At 72.8% G+C, this 22,442-nt stretch carries 22 protein-coding genes and 1 pseudogene; 17 read left to right on the forward strand and 6 right to left on the reverse strand.

Annotation, left to right across the window (positions count from 1 at the left end):
- Positions 1-17 precede the first annotated feature (17 nt).
- The 6 genes from ACFYM0_RS29045 to efeU all read left to right on the forward strand — a co-directional run bounded on the left by ACFYM0_RS29045 (position 18) and on the right by efeU (position 6,607).
- Positions 18-1,010 carry a hemin ABC transporter substrate-binding protein gene (locus tag ACFYM0_RS29045; protein ID WP_388506475.1) on the forward strand — a complete coding sequence of 331 codons (993 nt, stop codon included), beginning with the start codon at positions 18-20 and terminating at the stop codon, positions 1,008-1,010.
- Between the two features lies 1 nt (position 1,011).
- Positions 1,012-2,151 carry a FecCD family ABC transporter permease gene (locus tag ACFYM0_RS29050; RefSeq protein ID WP_388506477.1) on the forward strand — a complete coding sequence of 380 codons (1,140 nt, stop codon included), beginning with the start codon at positions 1,012-1,014 and terminating at the stop codon, positions 2,149-2,151.
- The gene (locus tag ACFYM0_RS29055; RefSeq protein ID WP_388506479.1) at positions 2,148-3,053 is read left to right on the forward strand and encodes a heme ABC transporter ATP-binding protein; all 906 of its coding nucleotides are present in this window, start codon (positions 2,148-2,150) and stop codon (positions 3,051-3,053) included. The genes ACFYM0_RS29050 and ACFYM0_RS29055 overlap by 4 nt, the downstream gene beginning before the upstream one ends.
- A gap of 187 nt (positions 3,054-3,240) precedes the next feature.
- Positions 3,241-4,380 carry an iron uptake system protein EfeO gene (gene efeO, locus ACFYM0_RS29060; RefSeq protein ID WP_388506481.1) on the forward strand — a complete coding sequence of 380 codons (1,140 nt, stop codon included), beginning with the start codon at positions 3,241-3,243 and terminating at the stop codon, positions 4,378-4,380.
- Between the two features lie 34 nt (positions 4,381-4,414).
- Complete coding sequence (gene efeB, locus ACFYM0_RS29065; protein ID WP_388506483.1) at positions 4,415-5,722, forward strand: iron uptake transporter deferrochelatase/peroxidase subunit; 1,308 nt, start codon at positions 4,415-4,417, stop codon at positions 5,720-5,722.
- A gap of 18 nt (positions 5,723-5,740) precedes the next feature.
- Positions 5,741-6,607, forward strand: a complete 867-nt coding sequence (efeU, locus tag ACFYM0_RS29070; protein WP_388506485.1) for an iron uptake transporter permease EfeU — start codon at positions 5,741-5,743, stop codon at positions 6,605-6,607.
- 7 nt (positions 6,608-6,614) lie between these two features.
- Here efeU and ACFYM0_RS29075 read toward each other — a convergent pair whose 3' ends face one another.
- Genes ACFYM0_RS29075 through ACFYM0_RS29085 form a run of 3 tightly spaced genes read right to left on the reverse strand, consistent with a single transcriptional unit; the run spans position 6,615 to position 8,875 of the window.
- A complete protein-coding gene (locus ACFYM0_RS29075) occupies positions 6,615-7,205 on the reverse strand; it encodes a GNAT family N-acetyltransferase (RefSeq protein WP_388506487.1) in 591 nt (196 codons plus the stop codon).
- Entirely contained in the window at positions 7,205-8,065 is an 861-nt protein-coding gene (locus ACFYM0_RS29080) for a PhzF family phenazine biosynthesis protein (protein ID WP_388506489.1), read from the reverse strand. Before ACFYM0_RS29080 ends, ACFYM0_RS29075 begins: the two co-directional genes overlap by 1 nt.
- 39 nt (positions 8,066-8,104) lie before the next feature.
- Positions 8,105-8,875, reverse strand: coding sequence for an SDR family oxidoreductase (locus tag ACFYM0_RS29085; protein WP_388506491.1), 771 nt, complete (start codon positions 8,873-8,875; stop codon positions 8,105-8,107).
- Between the two features lie 108 nt (positions 8,876-8,983).
- Here ACFYM0_RS29085 and ACFYM0_RS29090 point away from each other — a divergent pair, with 108 nt between their 5' ends.
- Positions 8,984-10,315, forward strand: coding sequence for a Bcr/CflA family multidrug efflux MFS transporter (locus ACFYM0_RS29090; protein WP_388506493.1), 1,332 nt, complete (start codon positions 8,984-8,986; stop codon positions 10,313-10,315).
- A gap of 55 nt (positions 10,316-10,370) precedes the next feature.
- Positions 10,371-11,375 carry a small ribosomal subunit Rsm22 family protein gene (locus ACFYM0_RS29095; RefSeq protein WP_388506495.1) on the forward strand — a complete coding sequence of 335 codons (1,005 nt, stop codon included), beginning with the start codon at positions 10,371-10,373 and terminating at the stop codon, positions 11,373-11,375.
- Between the two features lie 71 nt (positions 11,376-11,446).
- Here ACFYM0_RS29095 and ddaH read toward each other — a convergent pair.
- Positions 11,447-12,283 (reverse strand): annotated as a pseudogene (ddaH, locus tag ACFYM0_RS29100) (dimethylargininase); the annotation flags it as partial.
- A gap of 97 nt (positions 12,284-12,380) precedes the next feature.
- Here ddaH and ACFYM0_RS29105 point away from each other — a divergent pair.
- Both ACFYM0_RS29105 and ACFYM0_RS29110 read left to right on the forward strand, forming a co-directional pair.
- Positions 12,381-13,031, forward strand: coding sequence for a TetR/AcrR family transcriptional regulator (locus ACFYM0_RS29105; RefSeq protein ID WP_388506497.1), 651 nt, complete (start codon positions 12,381-12,383; stop codon positions 13,029-13,031).
- Positions 13,032-13,244: 213 nt separating this feature from the next.
- The gene (locus tag ACFYM0_RS29110) at positions 13,245-13,994 is read left to right on the forward strand and encodes a bifunctional DNA primase/polymerase (protein WP_388506499.1); all 750 of its coding nucleotides are present in this window, start codon (positions 13,245-13,247) and stop codon (positions 13,992-13,994) included.
- 174 nt (positions 13,995-14,168) lie between these two features.
- Here the strand turns inward: ACFYM0_RS29110 and yaaA are convergent, their stop codons facing one another.
- Positions 14,169-14,969: a peroxide stress protein YaaA gene (yaaA, locus tag ACFYM0_RS29115; protein WP_388506501.1), complete on the reverse strand. Its 801-nt coding sequence runs from the start codon at positions 14,967-14,969 to the stop codon at positions 14,169-14,171.
- 105 nt (positions 14,970-15,074) lie between these two features.
- On the opposite strand from yaaA, the gene ACFYM0_RS29120 reads away from it, so the two are divergent.
- Positions 15,075-16,517: an RNB domain-containing ribonuclease gene (locus tag ACFYM0_RS29120; RefSeq protein WP_388506503.1), complete on the forward strand. Its 1,443-nt coding sequence runs from the start codon at positions 15,075-15,077 to the stop codon at positions 16,515-16,517.
- Positions 16,518-16,599: 82 nt separating this feature from the next.
- Here the strand turns inward: ACFYM0_RS29120 and ACFYM0_RS29125 are convergent, their stop codons facing one another.
- Positions 16,600-16,806, reverse strand: coding sequence for a hypothetical protein (locus ACFYM0_RS29125; RefSeq protein WP_388506505.1), 207 nt, complete (start codon positions 16,804-16,806; stop codon positions 16,600-16,602).
- A 163-nt stretch (positions 16,807-16,969) separates the two neighbouring features.
- Here ACFYM0_RS29125 and ACFYM0_RS29130 point away from each other — a divergent pair, with 163 nt between their 5' ends.
- The 6 genes from ACFYM0_RS29130 to ACFYM0_RS29155 all read left to right on the forward strand — a co-directional run bounded on the left by ACFYM0_RS29130 (position 16,970) and on the right by ACFYM0_RS29155 (position 22,442).
- Positions 16,970-17,302, forward strand: coding sequence for a hypothetical protein (locus ACFYM0_RS29130; RefSeq protein ID WP_388506507.1), 333 nt, complete (start codon positions 16,970-16,972; stop codon positions 17,300-17,302).
- Between the two features lie 71 nt (positions 17,303-17,373).
- Positions 17,374-17,580: a hypothetical protein gene (locus tag ACFYM0_RS29135; RefSeq protein WP_388506508.1), complete on the forward strand. Its 207-nt coding sequence runs from the start codon at positions 17,374-17,376 to the stop codon at positions 17,578-17,580.
- 386 nt (positions 17,581-17,966) lie between these two features.
- On the forward strand, positions 17,967-19,451 hold the full coding sequence (locus ACFYM0_RS29140) for a sialidase family protein (protein ID WP_388506510.1): 1,485 nt from the start codon (positions 17,967-17,969) through the stop codon (positions 19,449-19,451).
- Positions 19,452-19,568: 117 nt separating this feature from the next.
- A complete protein-coding gene (locus ACFYM0_RS29145; RefSeq protein ID WP_388506512.1) occupies positions 19,569-20,474 on the forward strand; it encodes a helix-turn-helix domain-containing protein in 906 nt (301 codons plus the stop codon).
- Positions 20,475-21,085: 611 nt separating this feature from the next.
- A complete protein-coding gene (locus tag ACFYM0_RS29150; protein ID WP_327252492.1) occupies positions 21,086-21,598 on the forward strand; it encodes an XRE family transcriptional regulator in 513 nt (170 codons plus the stop codon).
- 142 nt (positions 21,599-21,740) lie between these two features.
- Positions 21,741-22,442: a hypothetical protein gene (locus ACFYM0_RS29155; RefSeq protein WP_327252493.1), complete on the forward strand. Its 702-nt coding sequence runs from the start codon at positions 21,741-21,743 to the stop codon at positions 22,440-22,442.

Consider the following 22,442-nt stretch of genomic DNA (forward strand, 5'->3'; position numbering starts at 1 on the left):
CCGCCGCGTCAACCCGCATGTCCCGCTTCGCCGTCGCCCTGACCTCCGCGGTCCTGGCCCTCGGCGTGAGCGCCTGCGGAGGTACGGCCGCCCCCTCCCCCGCCACCGGAGCCGGCGCCCCGGCCCTCCCGGACCGGGTGGAACCGCTCGCCCAGGCGCCCGTGCCCGCGCTGCCGGCGACCGTGGCCTCCGCGGACGGCGTCCGGGTCACCGTCACCTCGGCGAACCGGGTGATCCCGCTGACCGGCGGCCTCAGCGAGATCGTGTACACCCTCGGACTGGGCCCCAAGGTCGTCGCCAAGGACATCACCGCCACCTTCGAACAGGCGGCGGAGCTCCCGGTGGTGACGCGGGGCCACGAGGTCTCCGCCGAGAGCGTGCTGTCGCTGCGTCCGACCCTGGTGCTGGCCGAGACCACCTCCGGCCCCGCCGAGGCTCTCCGGCAGATCCGCGACGCGGGCGTCCCCCTCCTGGTGGTGGCCCCGGCCAAGTCCCTTCAGGACGTGGCCAAGCGCACCGACGCGGTGGCCGCCGCACTGGGCGTCAAGGAGGCCGGCGCGCAACTGAACCGGCGCACCGCCGACCGCATCGCCGCCGCCCGCAAGGCCCTGCCCGCCGCGGGCAAGAAGCCGCGCGTGGCCTTCCTCTACCTGCGCGGCACGGCCTCCGTGTACCTGATGGGCGGCTCCGACTCCGGCGCCGGTTCGCTGCTGGAGGCGGCCGGCGCGCTGGACACGGGTCCGGAGTCGGGGCTCGGCAAGGACTTCACCCCGATCACCAGCGAGGCGCTGGCCGCGGCCGCGCCCGACGCGATCCTCGTCATGTCCAAGGGCCTGGAGTCCGTCGGCGGCGTGGACGGGCTGGTCAAGATCCCGGGCGTGGCCCAGACCCCGGCCGGCATGGACCGGCGGGTGATCGCCGTCGACGACGGGGTCCTGCTCAACTACGGTCCGCGCACCGACCAGGTCCTGACCTCCCTCATCACCCAGCTCTACGGCAAGGCCTCCTGACGTGCCCCTCTCCTACGAAACCCCCGGGACGCCGCCCGGAGCGGGCCCCCTTCCCGCTCCCGAGCGGGTGGCGTCCCGGGACGCCCCCACCGCCGCCGGCGCACCGCCCCGGCGGCGGTGGGGTTCCGCCTGGCTCACCGGCGTCCTGGCCGCCGTCCTCGTGCTGCTCGCGCTGGTCTCCGCCGGGGTGGGGGCCTACGAGATCCCGCTCGGGGAGGTGACCGGGTCGGTGCAGCACCGCCTCGGGCTCGGGGGCGCCGCCCTCGACCGGGTCGGGGAGAGCGTGCTGTGGAACGTACGGCTGCCCCGCGTGGTGCTCGCCCTGCTCGTCGGGTCGAGCCTCGGCTGCGCCGGGGCGCTGATGCAGGGGGTGTTCGGCAATCCCCTCGCCGAGCCCGGGGTCATCGGGATCTCGGCGGGCGCCGCCGTCGGCGCGGTCGCCGCGATCGGGCTGGGCCTGACCTTCCTCGGCAACTGGACCATCACCGCCTGCGCCTTCGTCGCGGGGCTGATCACCGTCGGCGCCGTCTACCTGCTCTCGCGCAACGGCGGGAAGACGGAGGTCGTCACCCTCATCCTGACCGGCATCGCCGTCAACGCCTTCGCGGGCGCCCTGATCGGCCTGTTCATCTTCTTCGCGGACAGCGGCCAGGTGAACCAGATCACCTTCTGGCAGCTCGGCTCCCTCGCCCAGGCCACCTGGCCCAAGGTCCTCGCCGTCCTGCCCTGCGCACTGGCAGGCCTGGCCATCGCCCCCTTCTACTCCCGCAAGCTGGACCTGCTGTCCCTCGGCGAGCGCCCCGCCCGCCACCTCGGCGTCGACGTGGAGCGGCTGCGGCTCGCGCTGATCCTGCTCGTCGCGCTGCTCACGGCGGCTGCCGTCGCCGTGGCCGGGATCATCAGCTTCGTCGGGCTGCTCGTGCCGCACCTGCTGCGCATGGCCAACGGTCCGGGCCACCGGTTCCTGGTGCCCGGCAGCGCGCTCGCCGGAGCCGTGGTGCTGGTCGCCGGGGACCTGGCCGCGCGGACCCTCGCCCAGCCCGCCGAGCTGCCGCTCGGCGTCCTGACCGCCCTGCTCGGCAGCCCGTTCTTCTTCTGGCTGCTGCGCCGCACCCGCCGCAAGCAAGGAGGCTGGGCATGAGCGTCCTGTTCGCCGCATTCCGCAGGACCAAGCGCACCGTCCCCGCCCGGCCGGCCCCCGGCGCGCCGCTCGCCAAGGTCACGGACCTGCGCGTACGGCTCGGCGGGCGCGAGGTGCTCGCCGGCATCGACCTGACCGTGTGCGCCGGGGAGGTGCTGGCCCTGGTCGGGCCGAACGGCGCGGGCAAGTCCACCCTGCTGGCGGCCCTGTCCGCGGACCTGCCGGCGGACTCCGGGGAGGTGCGGATCGACGGGCGCCCGGTGGGCGGCTGGCCGGCCCCCGAGCTGGCCCTGCGCCGGGCGGTGCTCCCCCAGTCGGCCGCACTGGCCTTCCCTTTTCCGGTGGAGGACGTCGTACGGATGGGCCGCGCCCCCTGGGCGGGCACCGAGCAGGCCGGCTCCGACGAGGAGGCGGTGGCCGCCGCCATGGCCGCCACCGAGGTGACGGGCTTCGCCGCCCGCCCGTTCTCGGCGCTCTCGGGCGGCGAGCGGGCCCGGGTCGCGCTGGCCCGCGTACTGGCCCAGCGGGCCCCGTTGCTGCTGCTCGACGAGCCGACCGCGGCACTGGACCTGCGCCACCAGGAGCTGGTGCTGCGGATCTGCCGGGAGCGGGCGGCGTCCGGGGACGGGGTCGTGGTGGTCCTGCACGACCTGGGCCTGGCGGCGGCCTACGCGGACCGGGTCGCCGTCCTGCACGACGGCCGGATCGCGGCGGACGGCCCGCCCGCGGAGGCGTTCGAGGACGAGCTGCTGAGCCGGGTCTACCGCCAGCCGGTGGAGGTCCTCCCGCACCCGCGCACCGGGGCACCGCTGGTGGTCCCCGTGAGGGACGGCGAGCCGGGGAAGCCCGGAGCGGAGCGTTCCGGCGTACGGAACGGCCACCTGGGCTTGACCTCCGCTTGACCTCGGCATGGGGCCGGCGTGGGGCACCCGTGACGGCCCCGTGTCCGGCCCTCGAATGTGTGGGCTGAATCACTGGACGTACGGGTATGGGTCAGGTAAGCCTCGGTTAAGTTAGGTCCGCCTCACCGGCCGCCCCCACCCGATCGGGGCGGTCGTCTGCCGAACGCCAGACTGCCAGGAGCCCCCTATGCGCCCCGCCCGCCTCACCGTCGTCACCGCGGCAGCCGTCGTGGCCGCCCTGACCGCGGTCACCGGCTGCTCCGAGAAGAGCGACGCGTCCGGCGACGGCGTCATCAAGGTGGCGGCCTCCGACTCGGCCTGCGAGGTCTCCGCGAAGGAGTTCCCGGCGGGCAAGGTCACCATCGAGGTCGAGAACAAGGGCTCCAAGGTCACCGAGCTCTACGTCCTGTTCCCCGACGACCGCATCGTCACCGAGCGCGAGAACATCGGCCCCGGCACCAAGGCCACCATCACCGCCGAGCTCAAGGCGGGCGACTACGAGATCGCCTGCAAGCCCGGCATGAAGGGCGACGGCATCCGCCAGCCGGTCAAGGCCACCGGCTCGGGCACCGCCGAGAAGCGCAGCCCCGAGGCCGACGCCGCGGTCGCCGCGTACCGCAAGTACGTGCAGGAGCAGGCCGACGAGACCATCCCCAAGGCGCAGGCCTTCGCGGACGCGGTCAAGGCCGGCGACGTCGAGGCCGCGAAGAAGGCGTACGCCCCCTCGCGCATCGGCTGGGAGCGCACCGAGCCGGTCGCCGAGTCCTTCGGTGACATCGACCCGAAGGTCGACGTCCGCGAGGACGGCCTGGAGCCCAACCAGGAGTGGACCGGCTGGCACAAGCTGGAGAAGTCCCTCTTCGAAGGCAACAAGATCGACGACGCCGACAAGAAGCTCGCCGAGACCCTGATGGCCGACCTGGCCGTGTGGCAGAAGAAGGTCGGCCAGGCGGAGATCACCCCCACCTCGATGGCGAACGGCGCCAAGGAGCTCCTCGACGAGGTCGCCACCGGCAAGGTGACGGGTGAGGAAGAGCGCTACAGCCACACCGACCTGGTCGACTTCAAGGCCAACGTCGAGGGCGCGGAGAAGGCGTACGAGCTGCTCAAGCCGGTCACCTCGAAGACCGACCCCGCGCTCACCGCCGAGCTGGACAAGCAGTTCGCGGCCCTGAACAACCTGCTGGAGAAGTACCGCCCGAACAAGGCCGCGTACGAGTTCACCTCGTACGACAAGGTCGGCGAGCCCGAGCGCAAGGAGCTCTCCGACGGCGTCAACGCGCTGGCCGAGCCGCTCTCGAAGCTGGCCGCCGCGGTCGCGAAGTAACTCCGGAACAGCAGAGCAGGCGGGAGATCCTCACATGAGCGAGTCGGTGTCCGAGCAGGAGTCCGCAGCGGACGGTCCGCACGGCGGCGCCACGGAGCAGACGGCCCCGGGCACGGGTGCGCCCTCGCGCCGGGCCGTCCTGGGCTGGGGCGGCGCGGGCCTCGCGCTCGGCGCGGCGGCGGCCGGCGGTACGGCCATCGCCCTGAACTCGGACCCCGACATGGTCTCGGCGGCTTCGGCCGGCGCGGCCGTGCCGTTCCACGGGGAGCACCAGGCCGGCATCGCCAGTGCCGTCCAGGACCGTCTGCACTTCGCGGCCTTCGACGTGAAGACGAAGGACCGCGGCGAGCTGGTCCAGCTCCTCAAGGACTGGACCGAGGCGGCCCGCCTGATGACGGCCGGTCAGCCCGTCGGGGAAGGCGGCTACGGCGGCCTCCCGGAGGCCCCGCCGGACGACACGGGTGAGGCGCTGGGACTGAAGGCCTCCCGCCTCACCCTGACCATCGGTTTCGGGCCGGGTCTGTTCGCCAAGGGCCGCTTCGGGCTGGAGGGCAAGCGCCCCGGCGCCCTGATCGACCTGGAGCTCTTCCCCGGCGACAACCTCGACCCGGCCCGCTCGGGCGGCGACCTGTGCGTGCAGGCCTGCGCCGACGACCCGCAGGTCGCCGTGCACGCCATCCGCCAGCTCGCCCGCATCGGCTTCGGCAAGACGGCGGTGCGCTGGTCCCAGCTGGGCTTCGGCAAGACGTCGTCGACCACGCCCGACGAGCAGACCCCGCGCAACATGATGGGCTTCAAGGACGGCACCCGGAACATCTCGGGCACCGACAAGGCGGCCCTGGACAAGCACGTGTGGGTCGGCGCCGGCGACGGAAGCGACTGGCTGACCGGTGGCTCGTACCTCGTGGCGCGCCGGATCCGGATGAACATCGAGACGTGGGACCGCACGCCCCTGGGCGAGCAGGAGGACATCTTCGGCCGCGACAAGGGCGAGGGTGCCCCGGTCGGCAAGTCCAAGGAGCGCGACGAGCCGTTCCTGAAGGCGATGAAGCCGGAGGCGCACGTCCGCCTCGCGCACCCGGACACCAACAACGGTGCGACGATCCTGCGCCGCGGCTACTCCTTCACCGACGGCACGGACGGACTGGGCCGCCTCGACGCGGGCCTGTTCTTCCTCGCCTACCAGCGCGACGTGCGCACCGGCTTCGTACCGATCCAGCGCAAGCTGGCGAAGTCCGACGTCCTCAACGAATACATCCAGCACGTGGGTTCGGCCGTCTTCGCCGTCCCGCCGGGCGTCCGCGACAAGGACGACTGGTGGGGCCGGACGCTGTTCGCGTAGGGGACGGGGAGAACCGAAGTGTTCAGCAACTATCTGATCGGACTGCGCGAGGGGCTGGAAGCCAGCCTCGTCGTCTGCATCCTCATCGCGTACCTGGTGAAGACCGGGAACAAGGACAAGCTGGCGCCGCTGTGGCTGGGCGTCGGCCTGGCCGCCGCCCTGTCCCTGGCCTTCGGCGCGGGCCTCGAATTCGGCACGCAGGAACTGACCTTCAAGGCGCAGGAGGCCATCGGCGGCACCCTGTCGATCGTCGCGGTCGGCCTGGTCACCTGGATGGTCTTCTGGATGAAGCGCACCGCGCGGCACCTGAAGGCCGAGCTCCAGGGCAAGCTCGACGCGGCGCTCGCGATGGGTACCGGCGCCCTGGTGGCGACGGCGTTCCTGGCCGTCGGCCGGGAGGGCCTGGAAACCTCGCTGTTCGTGTGGCGTTCGGTGCACGCGGCCGGGGACGGCGCGGGTCCGCTGACCGGCGTCCTGCTCGGCATCGGGTCCTCGATCGTCCTGGGCTGGCTGTTCTACCGGGGCGCGCTGAAGATCAACCTGTCGAAGTTCTTCACGTGGACCGGCGGCATGCTGGTCGTGGTCGCCGCGGGCGTGCTCGCGTACGGGGTCCACGACCTCCAGGAGGCCGACTTCGTTCCGGGGCTGAACGCCAAGGCCTTCGACATCAGCGGGACGATCCCGCCGGACAGCTGGTACGGGACCCTGCTGAAGGGCACCCTCAACTTCCAGCCGGACCCGACCGTGCTGCAGGTCGTCGTGTGGGCCCTGTACCTGGTCCCGGTGCTCGCCCTGTTCCTGGCCCCGTCGCTGATCCGGCGCACCAAGCCGGCGCCGGCGCCGAAGCCGGAGTCGGAGTCGGAGTCGGAACCGAGCAGCTCCTGACCCGCTCTCACCAGAGCCTGTCGACCGTCCCCGGGTAGAGGGGGACACGGATGCCGGTGAAGGCCGCGCGGACCTCGTCCGCGCGGCCTTCGTCGTGTGCGGCGCCGGCGGGGAACGCCCCGAGCACCGTCTTGTCGAGGCCCGGGGCGTCCGTGGCGAGCGGTTCCGCGGGGGTGCCGCCGACCAGGACCGTGCCGGGCAGCACCTCGAAGCCGGCCGCCTCGTAGAACGGGACCAGTTCCCGGTCGCAGCTGAACAGCGCCAGGTCCACCCCCGGATCGGCGGCGAGCCCCGCGCGGACCGCCGCCACCAGCCGGCCCCCGTACCCGCGGCCCCGGAGGTCGGCCCGGGTGACCACGCCGCTCAGCCCGGCCGCGTCGTACGTACGCCCGTCCGCGAGCCGGACCTGCTTGTGGAGGAGCGCCAGGCAGGCGGCGACCCGCCCGTCGGCGTCCAGGAGCAGCACCGCGCGCGGGGCGAGCGCCGGGTCGTGCCCGGGGGAAGACCCGGGCCACGCCTGCGCCTCCAGGGCCGCCACCTGCTCGGCGAGCCCGGCGGGCAGGACGTCGTACTCCTCGATGGTCCCCTCGGTCCGCACTACGGGATCAGCGCCCCCGCGCCGCCCACCCGGACCCGGGGGTCACCGGACCGGAGCTCCACCGTCAGGACGCCGGGGCGGCCCATGTCCTCGCCCTGGTGGAGGGTGAGGACGGCGTCGGCGGGGACCAGGCCGGCCTCGCGGGCGTACGCGCCGAAGGCGGCCGCGGCCGCGCCGGTCGCCGGGTCCTCCACGACGCCGCCGACCGGGAAGGGGTTGCGCACGTGGAATTCCGCCGGGCCCGCCCGGTACACGAGCTGCGCGGTGACCAGGTCGAGGCGCCGCATCAGCGCCTCCAGCCGGGCGAAGTCGTAGTTCAGGTCCGCGAGCCGGGCCCGGGTGGCGGCGCCGAGCACCAGGTGGCGGGCACCGGCGTAGGCGATCCGCGGCGGGAACCGCGGATCCAGGTCGGCGGCCGGCCAGTCCAGCGCGGCCAGGGCCTCGGCGAGGTCGGCCGGGTCCAGCTCCTCGGTGTGCGGTTCGACGCTGGTCAGGGTGGCGCGCAGCCCGCCGTCCTCCCGGGTCACCGACACCGGCACGGTGCCCGCCCGGGTCGCGAACAGCAGCTCGCCGGGGCCGACCCGCTCGCCGAGCGCGACGGCGGTGGCCACGGTGGCGTGCCCGCAGAACGGGACCTCCACCTTCGGGCTGAAGTAGCGCACGGAGAAGGCCCTGCCCGGCTGCCCGCCGAGACCCTCGGGCGGGGCGGTGAGGAAGGCCGTCTCGCTGTAGCCCGCCTCGGCGGCGATCTCCAGCATGGCCGCCTCGTCCAGACCGCTCGCGTCGAGCACGACCCCGGCCGGGTTCCCGCCCTCCGGATCGGCGGAGAAGGCGGTGTAGCGCAGCACTTCGATAGTCATGATCGCCACAACCCCGGCCTCCCGGCGGGCATTCCCGGATCAGCCGCGCCCGATGTACGGCATCGCGGTCGCCATCACCGTCGCGAACTGCACGTTGGCCCCCAGCGGGAGCTCCGCCATGTGCAGCACGGTGCGCGCCACGTCGGCCGCGTCCATGACGGGTTCCACCGCGAGCTGTCCGTTGGCCTGCATGATCCCGCTCTGCATCCGCTCGGTCATCTCGGTGGCCGCGTTGCCGATGTCGATCTGCCCGCAGGCGATCGAGTAGGGGCGTCCGTCCAGCGACAGGGACTTCGTCAGGCCGGTCATGGCGTGCTTGGTCGCGGTGTAGGCGATCGAGTTGGGCCGGGGCACGTGCGCGGAGATGGAGCCGTTGTTGATGATGCGGCCGCCTTGCGGGTCCTGGGCCTTCATCACCCGGAAGGCCGCCTGCGCGCAGAGGAAGGAGCCGGTGAGGTTGACGTCGACCACCGAGCGCCAGGCCTCGTAGGTGATGTCCTCCAGCGGGACGCCGGCCGGGCCGAAGGTGCCCGCGTTGTTGAAGAGCAGGTCGACCCGCCCGTAGCGCTTCCGTACGGTCTCGAACAGCGCGGCCACGTCGTCCGGATCGCTCACGTCGGCCCGGACGCAGAGCACGTCGGCTTCGGCGTCGGCCGCCCGTGCGGCCCCCGCGGTCTCCTCCAGCGGCTCGGGCCTGCGGCCCGCGACCGCCACCGACCATCCGGCGGCGGCCAGGGTCAGGGCCACCGAACGGCCGATTCCCGAACCGGCTCCGGTCACTACGGCGGTCTTCTTCACACGTGCGTTCATGGGGCCGCAGGCTACGTCACACGGAAGATCGGCCCCGGGACGTTCCGATTGCTGAGAACATGGACCATCAGGGGGTGTGAAGACACGATAAGAAGACTGGAGTTCCGTATGCCGGAACGAGGCCACGCGACAGCGCCCTCGAAGGACTCGTCACCCACGACTCCCTCCCCTCTCACCGCACCTCCCCTCACGGCCGCCCGCCGGACGGGACTGCTCGTCACCTTCATCCTCGGCGGGCTCAGCGCGCTCACCCCGCTGTCCATGGACATGTACCTCCCGGCGCTGCCGGCGGTGACCACGGACCTCGACAGCCCGGCCTCGACCATCCAGCTCACGCTCACCGCCTGCCTCGCCGGCATGGCCCTGGGCCAGCTGGTGATCGGCCCGATGAGCGACAAGTGGGGCCGTCGGCGCCCCCTGCTCGCCGGCTTGACGATCTACGTCCTCGCCACCGCCATCTGCGCCTTCGCCCCGACCGTCGAACTGCTGATCGCCTTCCGGCTGCTCCAGGGACTGGCCGGCGCGGCCGCGATCGTCATCGCGCGTGCCGTCGTGCGCGATCTGTACGACGGGGTCGAGATGGCCCGGTTCTTCTCCACCCTGATGCTCATATCCGGCGTGGCGCCGATCATCGCCCCGCTCATCGGCGGCCAGGTGATGCGCTTCGCCGACTGGCGCGGGGTCTTCGGCGTCCTCACCCTCGTGGGGGCCCTCCTGACCCTCCTGGTCTGGCGCAGGCTCGGCGAGACGCTGCCGCCCGAACGGCGTCAGACCGGCGGCGTCGGCGCCGCGCTGCGGACCATGCGCGGGCTGCTCGCCGACCGGGTCTTCACCGGCTACACGCTGGCCGGCGGGTTCGCCTTCGCCGTGCTGTTCGCGTACATCTCCGCCTCGCCGTTCGTCGTGCAGGAGATCTACGGCGCTTCGCCCCAGACCTTCAGCCTGCTGTTCGGCGTCAACTCCCTGGGCCTGATCACGGTGGGCCAGATCAACGGCAAGCTGCTGGTCGGCCGGGTGAGCCTGGACAAGGTGCTGGGGTACGGTCTCGCGGTCGTCATGACGGCCTCGGCCGCCCTGCTCCTCATGACCGCGGGGGTCTTCGGCGAGGTCGGGCTCTTCCCGATCTGCGCCGGGCTGTTCGTCCTGATGTCCGCGATGGGCCTGGTGCTGCCGAACACCAACGCGCAGGCCCTGATGCGCACCCCGCACGCGGCCGGCTCCGCCTCCGCCCTGCTGGGCACCTCCTCCTTCCTGGTCGGAGCCGTGGCCTCCCCCCTGGTCGGCATCGCTGGCGAGGACACCGCGGTACCGATGGCCGTGGTCCAGACGACCTGCGCCCTCATGGCGGTCCTCTGCTTCGTCGTCCTGTGCCGCCCCTGGCGCGCCGCCCCGCCGGCCACGCCCGCGGAGTCGACGACGCCGACGCAGAGCACGGCCTGAGCGTCCGGGGCCGGGCCCGGGCTCCGGCCCCGGCCCGGCCCCGTAAACTTCACGAGTGAACGACTCCGCCACCACCACCGCCGAAACCCTGCGCAGCGCCCTCGCCGGGCTGCTCGAAGGCCTCCCGCAGAAGCAGGCCACGGCCGCCGTGGAGCGGCTGATCGCCAACTACCGCGGCCAGATCCCGACCCACACCCCCGTCCTGCGCAACCGCTCCGACGTGGCCGCCTACGCGGCGTACCGGATGCCCGCCACCTTCGAGGCCGTGCGGTCCGCCCTGGACGGGCTCGCCGGGGCGGCCCCGGGCTGGTCCCCGGCCTCGCACGTGGACGTGGGCGGCGGCACCGGCGCGGCGGCCTGGGCGGCGGACGCCGTCTGGGGCGGGCCTCGCGAGACGGCGGTACTGGACTGGGCGGACCCCGCCCTGGACCTCGGCAAGGAGCTGGCCGCGGCCTCCACCTCGCCCGTGCTGCGGGCCGCCGAGTGGCGGCGGACCGTCATCGGAACCGGGCTGGCGCTCCCGGAGGCGGACCTGGTGACGGTCTCGTACGTCCTGGGCGAACTGACCTCGGAGGCCCGCCGCGAGGTGGTCGCCGAGGCGGCGCGGGCCGGTCAGGCGGTGGCGGTGGTCGAGCCCGGCACGCCGGAGGGGTACCTGCGCATCCGCGAGGCCCGCGACCAGCTGATCGAGGCGGGGCTGCGGGTCGCGGCCCCGTGCCCGCACGACGGGACCTGCCCGATCGAGGTCGGCAAGGACTGGTGCCACTTCTCGGCCCGGGTCAGCCGTTCCTCCCTGCACCGCCAGATCAAGGGCGGCTCCCTCCCCTACGAGGACGAGAAGTTCAGCTACGTGGCCGCCACCCGCTTCCCGGTGGAGCCGGCCGCCTCCCGGATCACGCGCAGGCCGCAGATCCGGAAGGGGCTGGTCCTGCTGGAGCTGTGCGGACCCGAGTCCGAGGGGCAGACCCGGGTCAACGTGACCAAGCGCCACGGAGACCTGTACAAGGCGGCGCGCGACGCCGACTGGGGCCAGGAGTGGCCGCCCCCGCGGGAGGTCTGAGCCCGGCACCGGCCGGGGCCCGAGCCCGCGGGGGCCCGGCCCCCGGCGGGGGCGGCGCGACCCGCCGCCGGCTAGGGCCTCAGCTCCTGCGTGCAGCACTTGACGCTGCCGCCGCCCTTGAGCAGCTCCCCCAGGTCCATCGGAACCGGCTCGAACCCCCGCGCCCGCAACGGCGCGAAGAGCCCGGTCGCCTCCTGCGGGAGCAGCACGTGCCGGCCGTCCGAGACCGCGTTCAGCCCGAGGGCCGCCGCGTCCTGGGCCTGCGCGATCAGCGCGTCGGGGAAGAGCCGGCGCAGGACCGCCCGGCTGCCCTCGGAGAAGGCGTCCGGGTAGTACATGACCTCGTCGCCGTCGAGCACGGACAGGGCCGTGTCCAGGTGGTAGTAGCGCGGGTCGACCAGGTCGAGACCGATGACCGGACGGCCGAAGAACTCCTGGGCCTCGTCGTGCGAGAGCGGGCTGGAGCGGAAGCCCCGGCCGGCCAGGATGTAGGTGGCGGTGACGGCGAAATCGCCCTCGCCCTCGTTGACGTGGGACGGCTCGTGCACGTCCTGGAAGCCGTGACCGCGGAACCAGTCGAGGTGGATCTCCGCCTCGGCGGCCCGCTCGGGATAGGCGAACCGCGCGCCCAGCACCCGTCCGTCGACGACGAGGGCGCCGTTCGCCGCGAAGACCATGTCGGGCAGACCGCGGTCCGGGACGAGGGTCTCGACGGTGTGGCCGAGGGCCACGTAGCGGTCGCGGAGGTCCTCCCACTGGGCCATGGCCAGGGGCAGGTCCACCGGTTTCGTGGGGTCCATCCACGGGTTGATGGAGTACGTGACCTTGAAGTGCGCGGGTGGGCACATCAAGTAGCGCCGGGGTGTGGCGTCTCTGCGCAACGAAGGCTCCTCACGGTGATGAGAAGAGAATCGTCTCTCCTCGACGGGAACGGCGCAGTGAACTGATTGGGTGGTTTCCCGAACGGCTGAAAGACGAGCGGTTCGCGGTTGATAAGTTGCCGAAATGAGCTCCAGTCCCCTCCCTGATCCCGGCACCGGCACCGCCTCCGCACCCCGGACCCCGGACGCCACCCGCCGCAGCGACCGCTCGCGGCGGGCCATCCTGGACGCGGCGCTCGAACTGGTGGGAGAGGTCGGCTACAACAAGCTGACCATCGAGGCCATCGCCGCCCGCGCCGGAGTCGGCAAGCAGACCATCTACCGCTGGTGGCCGTCGAAGGCCGCGGTCCTGCTTGACGCCTCGGTCGCGCTCGCCGGGGACGCGCAGTCCGAGGGGGCGTGGACCGGCTTCCCCGACACCGGGGACCTGGCCGCCGACCTGAAGTACGTACTGAGGGCCACGGTGGACGAGTTCGCCGACGAGCGGTACGCGGCCCCCGCGCGCGCCCTGACGGCGGCCGGCGCCACCGACCCCGAGCTCGGGGCGCGCTTCACCGAGCAGCTCCTCGAACCGCAGCTCGCGCTGTACGAGGAGCGGTTGCGGTCGGCCCGCGAGGCCGGGCAGCTCCCGCCGGACACCGATCTGCGGCTCACCGTGGAGATGCTGCTCGGACCCCTGACCTACCGCTGGCTGCTGCGCACGGCGCCGCTCACGCACGCGTATGCGGACGCGCTGGTGGACTCGGTGCTGGGCGGAGCCGGCGCGAGGCCCTGACCAGGGGCGGGACCGGCGGGGCCGGAACGGGAGCCGGGCGGGGCCGGGGTGGGGCCGGGGGTGGGATAAGTCATGGGCCTCCGACGGCCGAGAACATATGGCCGATTTCTATGGTTATGTGGGAGTCCCGGTCCGGGGGTGCGGTCACCCGGCGCCCAGGATGGTGGGAACATGTGAGGGTCTGCCGGGGCAACGGTGTAGGTGAGGGGATAGATGGGGTCTGAGTCGGGCCGCGTCAAACGCGGCGAGCAGAGCAGGATTTCCCAGTGGCTGCGCCGCAAGCCCAAACCCGACGCCGCGGACCCCGGACGAGAACGCGAAGCCCTGCTGCTGGCCGTCGCCGCGGCGGGTCTGCCGATCTCCCCCGCCGCGCATCCCGCCGGCTACCGGTGTTCGTGCGACCGGATCGGCTGTCCGACACCCGCACGCCACCCCGTCTCCTTCGCCTGGCAGACGCAGTCCACGACGGACCGCGCGCAGGTCGAACGCTGGGCGCGCAACCAGCCCGCGGCCAACTTCATCACCGCGACGGGCATGGTCCACGACGTACTGGACGTCCCCCTGGAAGCCGGGCACAGCGCGCTGGAGCGCCTGCTGGCCGCCGGCATCGAGGTCGGCCCGGTCGCGGAATCGGGCGGTACGGGCGACCAGGCCCGGATGCTCTTCTTCACCGCGACCCGGGGTACGCCCGAGGACGAGGACGAGTGGTGGCCCTGTGAACTGGACTGCCACCCCGAGACGATGGACGAGCACCCCGGACTGCGCTGGCACTGCCGCGGCAGCTACGTACTGGTGCCGCCGGCCGCCCTGCCGGGGGACCTCTCGGTGACCTGGCTCCGCGGCATCGAGCACCCGCTCGTCGATCCGCTGACCCTGCTGGAAACCCTCACGGACGCGTGCGCCACGTATGCCGGCGCCTCCGACCAGACCCCCGCCACGGTCGCCTGGCCCCTGGGCCGCTGACCGGCTCCCGCCGGAGCGACCCCCGGGGCTCCGCCCCGGACCCCGGTCCTCGAACGCCGGACGGCTGGATGGGCACACGCCGGGTGGGGCCGGATTAGGCGCCGGCCACGATCCAGCCCCGCCGGCGTTTGAGGCGCGGGTCCGGGTCAGTGGGCCCGGGTCAGTGGGCCCGGGTCAGTGGATCTGGGTGACGACCACGTCGAGGGACCAGGCCTTGCCCGGCTTCGCGGGGGCTTCGGCCTCCACCGTGAAGCCCAGGTCCCGCAGGGCCGTCACCAGCTCCGCCGGGGACGCGGGGACCGCGCCCGCCGACAGGAGGTCGCGGACCAGACGGCCCTTGGTGGCCTTGTTGAAGTGGCTCACCACCGAGCGCTTCTCCACCCCGTCCACCATCTGGGAGTGCAGCACGCGGACCGTGGCCGTGCGCCCCGCCACCTCCCCCTTCGGCTTCCACGCCGAGGCGTACGCCGAGGACCGCAGGTCCAGGACCAGGCCCTCCCCCGCCGCCTCCGGCATGACCGAAGCCATCGGTTCGCGCCAGAACGCGCCCAGCGCGCCCAGCCCCGGCAGCTTCACGCCCATCGAGCAGCGGTAGGAGGGGATGCGGTCCTCGACCCCGACCGCTCCCCACAGGCCCGAGAAGACCAGCAGGGATTCCGCGGCCAGGGACGCCGCCCCGGGCGTGAGGGTCGACAGGCCCAGCGCGTCGTAGAGGACGCCCGTGTAGATCTCGCCGGCCGGGCGGGCGACCGCCGTCAGCAGCTCCGTGTTCTTGGCGACCTCACCGCGCAGGCCCTCGCTCAGGCCGAGCACCTCGCGGGCCTTCGGCTCGTCGCCCACGCACAGCTCGACCAGTTCCTCCAGCACGGCGGCGCGGGCCGCGGCCAGCCCCGGCAGCGAGAGCGTCTCCGGCTTCAGCGGTGCGCCGGAGCCGCCGGCGGCCTTTCCTTCGGACGGCGGCAGCAGCACGAGCACGGTGGTTCTCCTTCGACGGGCACGGCACAGCGGCGGGGGTGCGGCCCCCGACCAGGGTAGACGGCTCGCCGTGCCGCCCGGGCCCACCGGCCATAGGCTCGGCTCATGCCACGCCGTCATATGATCATGACCGGCGCAGACGGGGCTGCTCTGCGCGCCGCGCTGCGTGAACTGCGGACGAAGCTGGAGGTGCCGGAAGAATTCCCGGCGCCCGTACTCGCCGAGGCCGAGCGGGCGGTACGCAGCCCCCTGCTGCCGGACTTCGACGCCACCGACATCCCCTTCTTCACGATCGATCCGCCGACCTCACGCGATCTGGACCAGGCCATGCACCTGGCGAAGCGCCCCTCGGGCGGTTACCGGGTCCACTACGCCATCGCCGACGTCGCCGCCTACGTCATCCCGGGCGGCGCCCTCGACACCGAGGCCCACCGGCGGGTCACCACCCTCTACTTCCCCGACGAGAAGGTCCCCCTGCACCCGGCCGTGCTCTCGGAGGGCGCCGCCAGCCTGCTCCCCGACCAGACCTGCCCGGCCCTGCTGTGGCGGCTCGACCTGGACGCCGAGGGGCGGGTGGAGAGCACCGACGTCCGCCGCGCCCGCGTGCGCAGCCGGGCCAAACTCGATTACGACGGCGTCCAGAAGGCCATCGACGCGGGCACCGCCGAGGAGCCGCTGGCCCTGCTGAAGGACATCGGACGGCTGCGCGAGGCCCTGGAGGCGGAGCGCGGGGGGATTTCGCTGAACGTGCCCGAGCAGGAGATCGTCGAGCGCGAGGGCTCGTACAGCCTGGTCTACCGGGCTCCGCTCCCGGCCGACGGCTGGAACGCGCAGATCTCCCTCATGACCGGCATGGCAGCCGCCGAGCTGATGCTCGCCGCCGGGACCGGGATCCTGCGGACCCTGCCGACCGCCCCCGACGGAGCGGTCGGGCGGCTGCGCCGGGCGGCGAAGGCCCTGCGGATCGACTGGCCGCACCACGTCCCGTACGCGGAGCTCGTGCGCGGCCTCGATCCGCACCGGCCCGCCCACGCCGCCTTCCTCCAGGAGTGCACGGCCCTGCTGCGCGGCGCCGGCTACACGGTCTTCACCGGCGGCCGGCCCCCGGACCCCGTGCTGCACGCCGCGGTCGCGGCCCCGTACACCCACTGCACCGCGCCGCTGCGCCGGCTCGTCGACCGGTACGCGGGCGAGCTGTGCGTGGCGGCCGTCGCCGGGGAACAGCCTCCCGGGTGGGCGGTGGACGCGCTCGACGCCCTGCCGAAGGAGATGGCGGACGGGACCCGGCAGGCGAACTCGGCGGAGCGGGAGTCCGTGGACCTGGTGGAGGCGGCGCTCCTCAAGGACCGCGTCGGGGAGACCTTCGAGGCGACGGTCATCGACGTCAAGGACCACGAGCCGCTGGTCGGCACGGTCCACCTGGAGGAGCCGGCGGTGATCGGCCGCGTGGAGTCCGCGTCGGCGGAGCTGCCGCTGGGCGAGCGGATCAGGGTCCGGCTGACGCAGGCGGACCCGGGGCGGGCGAAGGTGCTCTTCGCTCCGGTCTAGGCCGGCCCCTTTCGGATCTGGCCGGGTCCGTGGCGCGCGGGAGCGCCCCGCGGCGCGTGGCTGCGGGACGCCTTGTTGGGGGTTAGTCGACCTGCTCTCCGTCGTACGTACCGCCCTTGCAGAAGTTGCCCGCGTCGTTGACCGCGGGCGTTCCGCCGCCCTGCTTGCATTCGGAAGGGGTGACGACGGACGGAACACTCTGTGCGGTGGCGGTTGCGACACCGGTGAGGCCGAGTCCGGCGAGGGCTACCGTCGCGAACGCGGCGGCCAGTATTCGTCGAATGCGCATGTGGTTCCCCTTTCACGGATTGCCTCGATGGGGTCTTCAGCCAGCTTCTCACCCATGGGGGCGGCACGTCCTGTTGGGCCAGTCGGGTGACACGCCGGCTGCCGCGCTCCGCGCCGTCGCGGTTACTCGGCGTGTGGCCGACACGGAAGGCAGGTGCGTCACCATGCGCACGTCGACCCGTATCGCCGGTGCGCTCACCGGCCTGGCCCTGACCCTCGGCGGCACGGTCCTCGCCGCTCCCGCGGTCCGGGCGGACATTCCCGCCTGCACACAAATGGCCGAGCTGGCCGGTGCCACCGATTCCGGCTCCGCCGCGGCGGCCTGCGGCCGTGGCGTGGTCGGAGACCTGCAGACTTGCCTGAACGGGCTGACCGGGGCCGGAGTGGCGGGCGGCGCCGCGACCGGTGCCTGCCGCGCGGCGGCCCACGAACCGCGTTGGGAGAACCGCGCCCGGCGTCGGCTCGCGGGCCCCGGGCGGAGCGCCCATGCTGAGTAGGAGGGCGCCGTCGTCTTGAGACTTGTCCTTCCCGAAGGCCGAACGAAGGCGCCTGAGAGGAGGAGGAAGTCATGCGCATGCGAAGAATGCTGGGCCTCGCCCTGGCCTCGGCAACCCTTGTCGGCGCGAGTGCCGTCGGCGCGGTCAGCGCCGCGGCCGCCTCGTCTCCGAACATCTCCAGGGAAGACTGCGCGGCCGCCGGCGGACAGGTCGTTTCACAGCCCTACGCCGGCGACTCCTGCAAGCTGCCTGACGGGACCAAGCAGGCCATCACGTGACCGGTCGGCACACGGCCGCCGTCACCGCTTCGATGCCCTGACCCATCCCGCTCCATCAACCGCCTGAGCCAAGGCCGCCCCCGCCGGCATCGACAACCGGCCCGCGGCCCAGGGCTCACGGCCCTCTCCGGGGACCTGCGAGACGGCCCCGCAACAGCACGGCCAAGGAGCCGACCGGCACGGTACACCGCCGGTCGGCTCCGCCGTGCTCCCCGACGACCGCGGGGACGACTCCGTCGTTCGGCCCATCAAGGGCACCGGCTGCCACGCCGAAAAGGACCAAGCGGAGCCGCCCCACCCTCGCGTTCCGGCACACCTCCGCGCCCCAGGCCGCCCCGATGACGGCGGTCCCGTACCCCGGCCGACAGGCCCGGAGGAGATCCCGCATGCGCGCCTTCCTGCCCCTGCCCGCCGTCACCACCGCCGTCACCACCGCCGCGCTCCTGCTCTCCACGGTCGCCACCGCGACCCCCGCGGCAGCAGCCCGGAACCCCGACGGCACGCCACTGGTCAAGGTGTCCCACGGTGACCCGTACGCGGACTGCACCATCGGCGCGATCTCCCCCGAGAGCACCGTCTACCCGGGCACCGAGGTCGAGCCGTACCTGTCCGTCGATCCGCGCGACCCGACACGCGTGGTCACCGTGTACCAGCAGGACCGCTGGAGCGACGGCGCCGCCCGAGGCCTGGCGGCCTCCTGGACCACCGACGGCCGGACCTTCCACCAGAGCACGCTGCCGTTCAGCCTGTGCGCCCCCGGCGGCGCGGACTACGAGCGGGCCTCCGACCCCTGGGTGAGCACCGGCCCGGACGGCACCGTCTACGCGAGCGGGGAAGGCGTCGACTTCACCAAGAGCACGCGCAGCGCCCTCCTGGCCGCCACGTCCCGCGACGGCGGCCGCACCTGGCAGAACCTCACCACCACCCGCGTCGACGAGCAGCCGTTCTTCAACGACAAGCCCTCGCTCACCGCCGACCCGATCCGCGAAGGCACCGCCTATCAGGTCTGGGACCGCCTCGACAACGACCCTCCCGGCCCCAGCTCCCTCGACGGTCCCGGCTACATCTCCCTCACCCGCGACGGCGGCCGCACCTGGAGCGAGGCCCGGCGGTTCGTCGACACCGGCGCCGTGCCGAACACCCAGACCATCGGCCATGTGATCGTCGTCGACCGGCGCACCGGCACCCTGTACGACTTCTACGACCGGATCACCTACTCCGACGACCTGAGCACCGTCACCGAAGCCCACTACGAGGTGGTCACCTCCACCGACGCCGGGGAAACGTGGAGCGCCCCGGCCACCGTGGCCCGCGACACCTCCGTACCGGAGGTCGACCCGAACGACCCCGCCAAACCGCTGCGCGCCGCGGCCACCCTGCCCAGCCCGGCCGTCGACCCCGCATCAGGCGCGCTGTACATGGCCTACGAGGGCTCGGACTTCTCCGGCGGCAGCTTCGACTCGGTCCAGCTCGTGCGCTCCACCGACGGCGGACGCACCTGGGGGACCCCCGAGTTGATCAGCCCTGAGGACGTGCCGGCCTTCTCCCCGTCGATCGCGGTCGACGACCGGGGCACGGTCGCGCTCACCTACTACGACCTGCGCTTCCTGAAGCCGGGCGACACCACCACCCTGCCCACCGCCTATCAGCTGGCCACACTGCCGCACGGAGACTCGCGCCTGCGGACCGAACGACGGATCTCACGGGTCTTCGACTGGCTGCAGGCGCCGTTCGCCGGGGGCTACTTCCTCGGCGACTACCAGGGCCTGGTCGCAGACGGCAAGGGGGTGCGGGCGGTGCTCACCGAAGCCAACTCCGACGCACCACGGAACCGTACGGACGTGTACACCCGCAGTCTCCGCACCCGCTGACTCCCCCCTTGATGATCTCCGTCGTGCACGCATCCTGACATCGCGGCCCCTGACCTGCCATCATCGGCCGACCGCGCGGTATCACCGGCCGCGCAACAGCGGGGGGAGGTACCGGACATGGGAGCGGTCGACGCCTTCGACGTACGCACGATGCCGGCCGCCACCGCGGGCGCCAGATCGGCCCGCCGCCGCCCGCCGGCCGCCGCGTTGCGCTCGCTGATCATCAACTACACGGGGTTCCACACCGAGTTCACGGCCCCGAGACGCCGCCTGGAGCTTCCCACCGGCTGCGTGACACTGGTCTTCAACTTCGCCGAGGGCCTGTGGGTCTCCCGTACGGAGGACCTCGCCGCGACCCGGCTGCGGCCCGCGTCCCGGGCCATGATCAGCGGCCCGCGCACGGTGCCGGCGATCGGGGTGCACGCGGGGGTGGTGCACGGGCTGGAGGTGAACATGACCCCGCAGGGCTGCTACCGGCTGTTCGGCATTCCGATGTGGCACTTCGAGGACGCCCACGTGGATCTGGTGGACGTGCTCGGAGCGCCGGGCCTCCACCTCACCGAACGGCTCCAGGCCCTCCCCTCGTGGACGGAGCGCTTCGCCGTGCTCGACGAGCTGTTCTGCGCCCGCCTGGACCGCGGCCCGTTCCCCGCGCCCGAGGTCGACGGCGCCCTCTCCGGACTGTGGGCGAACACCCGCTCCCTGACCCGGGTGAGCGCCGCGACGGGGTGGAGCGCCCGTACCGTACGGGCCCGGTTCCGCGAGCAGGTGGGGCTGTCGCCCAAGGCCATGGCCCGGGTGTTCCGGCTGCAGCACGCCCTGCGGCTGCTGGCGGCGGGAACGGCGGCGGCGCAGGTGGCGGCGGTGTGCGGCTACCACGACCAGGCGCACCTGAGCCGTGAGGTGAAGGCGATGACGGGGCTGCCCCCGTCCCGGTTCGTCCTGCTGCGGGGCGGCCTCGCGCCCGGTTCGGCGCTGGACCGGATGGCGGGCCGGGTCAGCAGCGTGATGCTGTCCGGCTAGGCCGTCGGGCCCCGGCCTTCGGGCCCCGGCCTTCGGCGACGAGCCGTCGGGCCCAGGCCATCGGTCACGGCCCGGATCACGGCCCGGGGCGCGCCTCGGATCGCGTCCCGGGCCGCGCGGGTCCGGCGGCGGCTCCCCCGTTGGATTCCGCCGGACCCGGCCGACGGGCGTCGGCACCCGTCGGCGAGCGGTTCGCCCGCCCCGGGCTGAGGACCCCCGTACCCCAGCCCGCGGGCGAGCGCGCCGACCCCCTGGTCCTGCACCTGGAGCCTGCCGCCGTTGCGGCATCGCGGCTCCTCCCCCCCTTCCGTCCCCGCCCACCGGCTCCGGAACTCAGTCGACTAGACGCGTTGCGTCCAGCGAGGAAGCGCCGAACCATCTAGTGGGCTAGACGGCTGGACGAAGATACGCCGCGGCACACAGGCCCTGTCAAGGTCCCGCGGGGCGCCCCGAGGGCAATATGGCGTGGGTCACATTCCACGAGCTCCGCTAGCTGGGTAGACGGAGTTCGTTGCACTGTGTGGCGAAAGCCATCTAGGCAGGTAGATAATGCCGGTGATGATTTAGTACTGGACCATGAGGTCCAGCCGTAGACGGGAGCAGTGACGGTGATGGGTGAGGAGACCCCCACCGACCGGCGGGACACCATGGGTGACCGCCTCGGCTTCTTGATCGAGACGATCCATCCGGCGGGCCGCGGGCCGTACACGTACCAGGAGATCGCCGAGGGCACCAAGAAGCTGTCCGGTCCCTCCGTCTCGCACGGCACGGTCCAGACGATCCGGCTGAACAACAACCCGAATCCGGGCATCGACTCGATCCGCGCGATCGCCAACTTCTTCGGCGTCACCGTCGGATACCTGGCCGACGGCGAGAACGCCCAGGCGATCGAGCAGCGGATCGAGGAACGGATCGCGCGGCTGCGCGAGGAGATGGGCAAGGCCGCCGCGGCCGACGAGTTCGCCCAGGTCCTCGAGGACGAGCAGGTCAAGGCCGCGGCCTTCCGCCTCAGTGGGCTGTCCGCCGGATCCATGCGGTCCGTCACCGGCCTGATCAAGCAGCTCCGGAAGGCCGAAGGACTGCCGGATGTGAAGCCCCGCCGCCGCCGCGGCAAGGACTCCTGAGGCTCGAATCAGCCACGCGACTGACCCGATCGGCCATATTCCGGCCACCGATACTCCCTCAGCGAGCCCCTGCTGTGCTTCCGGTTACTCTCAAACCCGATCGGGTGTGCGGACTGGGCGATGACGGGTGGGGAGGGCGACCATGCGCTGGTGGAAGCGCGCCGACGCGGAGTGCGCGGCCGTCGCGGACCGGCTCGTCATCCCCCGGCCCTTCGACCTGGAAGCCTTCTGCGAGGGCATAGCCGCGCAGCGCGGCCGGCCGCTGATCCTGCTGCCCCTCGACGGACCCCCCGACCCCGCCCTGCCCTGCGGGATCTGGCTCGGACTGGACGTCGCCGACCTCGTCTTCTACGACGCCGTCGCGGCCGAGATCCTCAAGGTGCAGATCGTCCTCCACGAGATCTCGCACATGCTGCTCGGCCACGTCGCTCCCGAACTCGACATCCCCGAACAGCCGTCGGACCGGGAGATCGCCCGGGCCTCCGAGCACTTCCAGCGCCTGCTGACGCGTACGCACACGGCCGTCTCCGGACTCGACCGCCCCGAGCTGCCCGTGGCCTCGATCATCCGCACCGAGGCGGCCCGGATCAGGAACGTGGCGCGCAGGACCGAATCGATCGACGAGGAACTCGGCCTCGACATCGACCGCTTGGCGCACCTCATGGGGCGGAGCAAGTTCGCCAGCCCGCAGGAGCGGCAGGCCGAGACCCTGGCCACGCTCATCCACGAGCGGGCCGGCCGCTACAACACGACGCAGTCGACCTCCAGTGACAGTGAGGCCGAGGACCGTCTCGTACGCCTCCATGACGCCCTCGGGCACCCCGTTCGAAACACCTGGTCGTGA

Source organism: Streptomyces sp. NPDC006487 (assembly GCF_042870555.1).
Classification (GTDB): domain Bacteria; phylum Actinomycetota; class Actinomycetes; order Streptomycetales; family Streptomycetaceae; genus Streptomyces.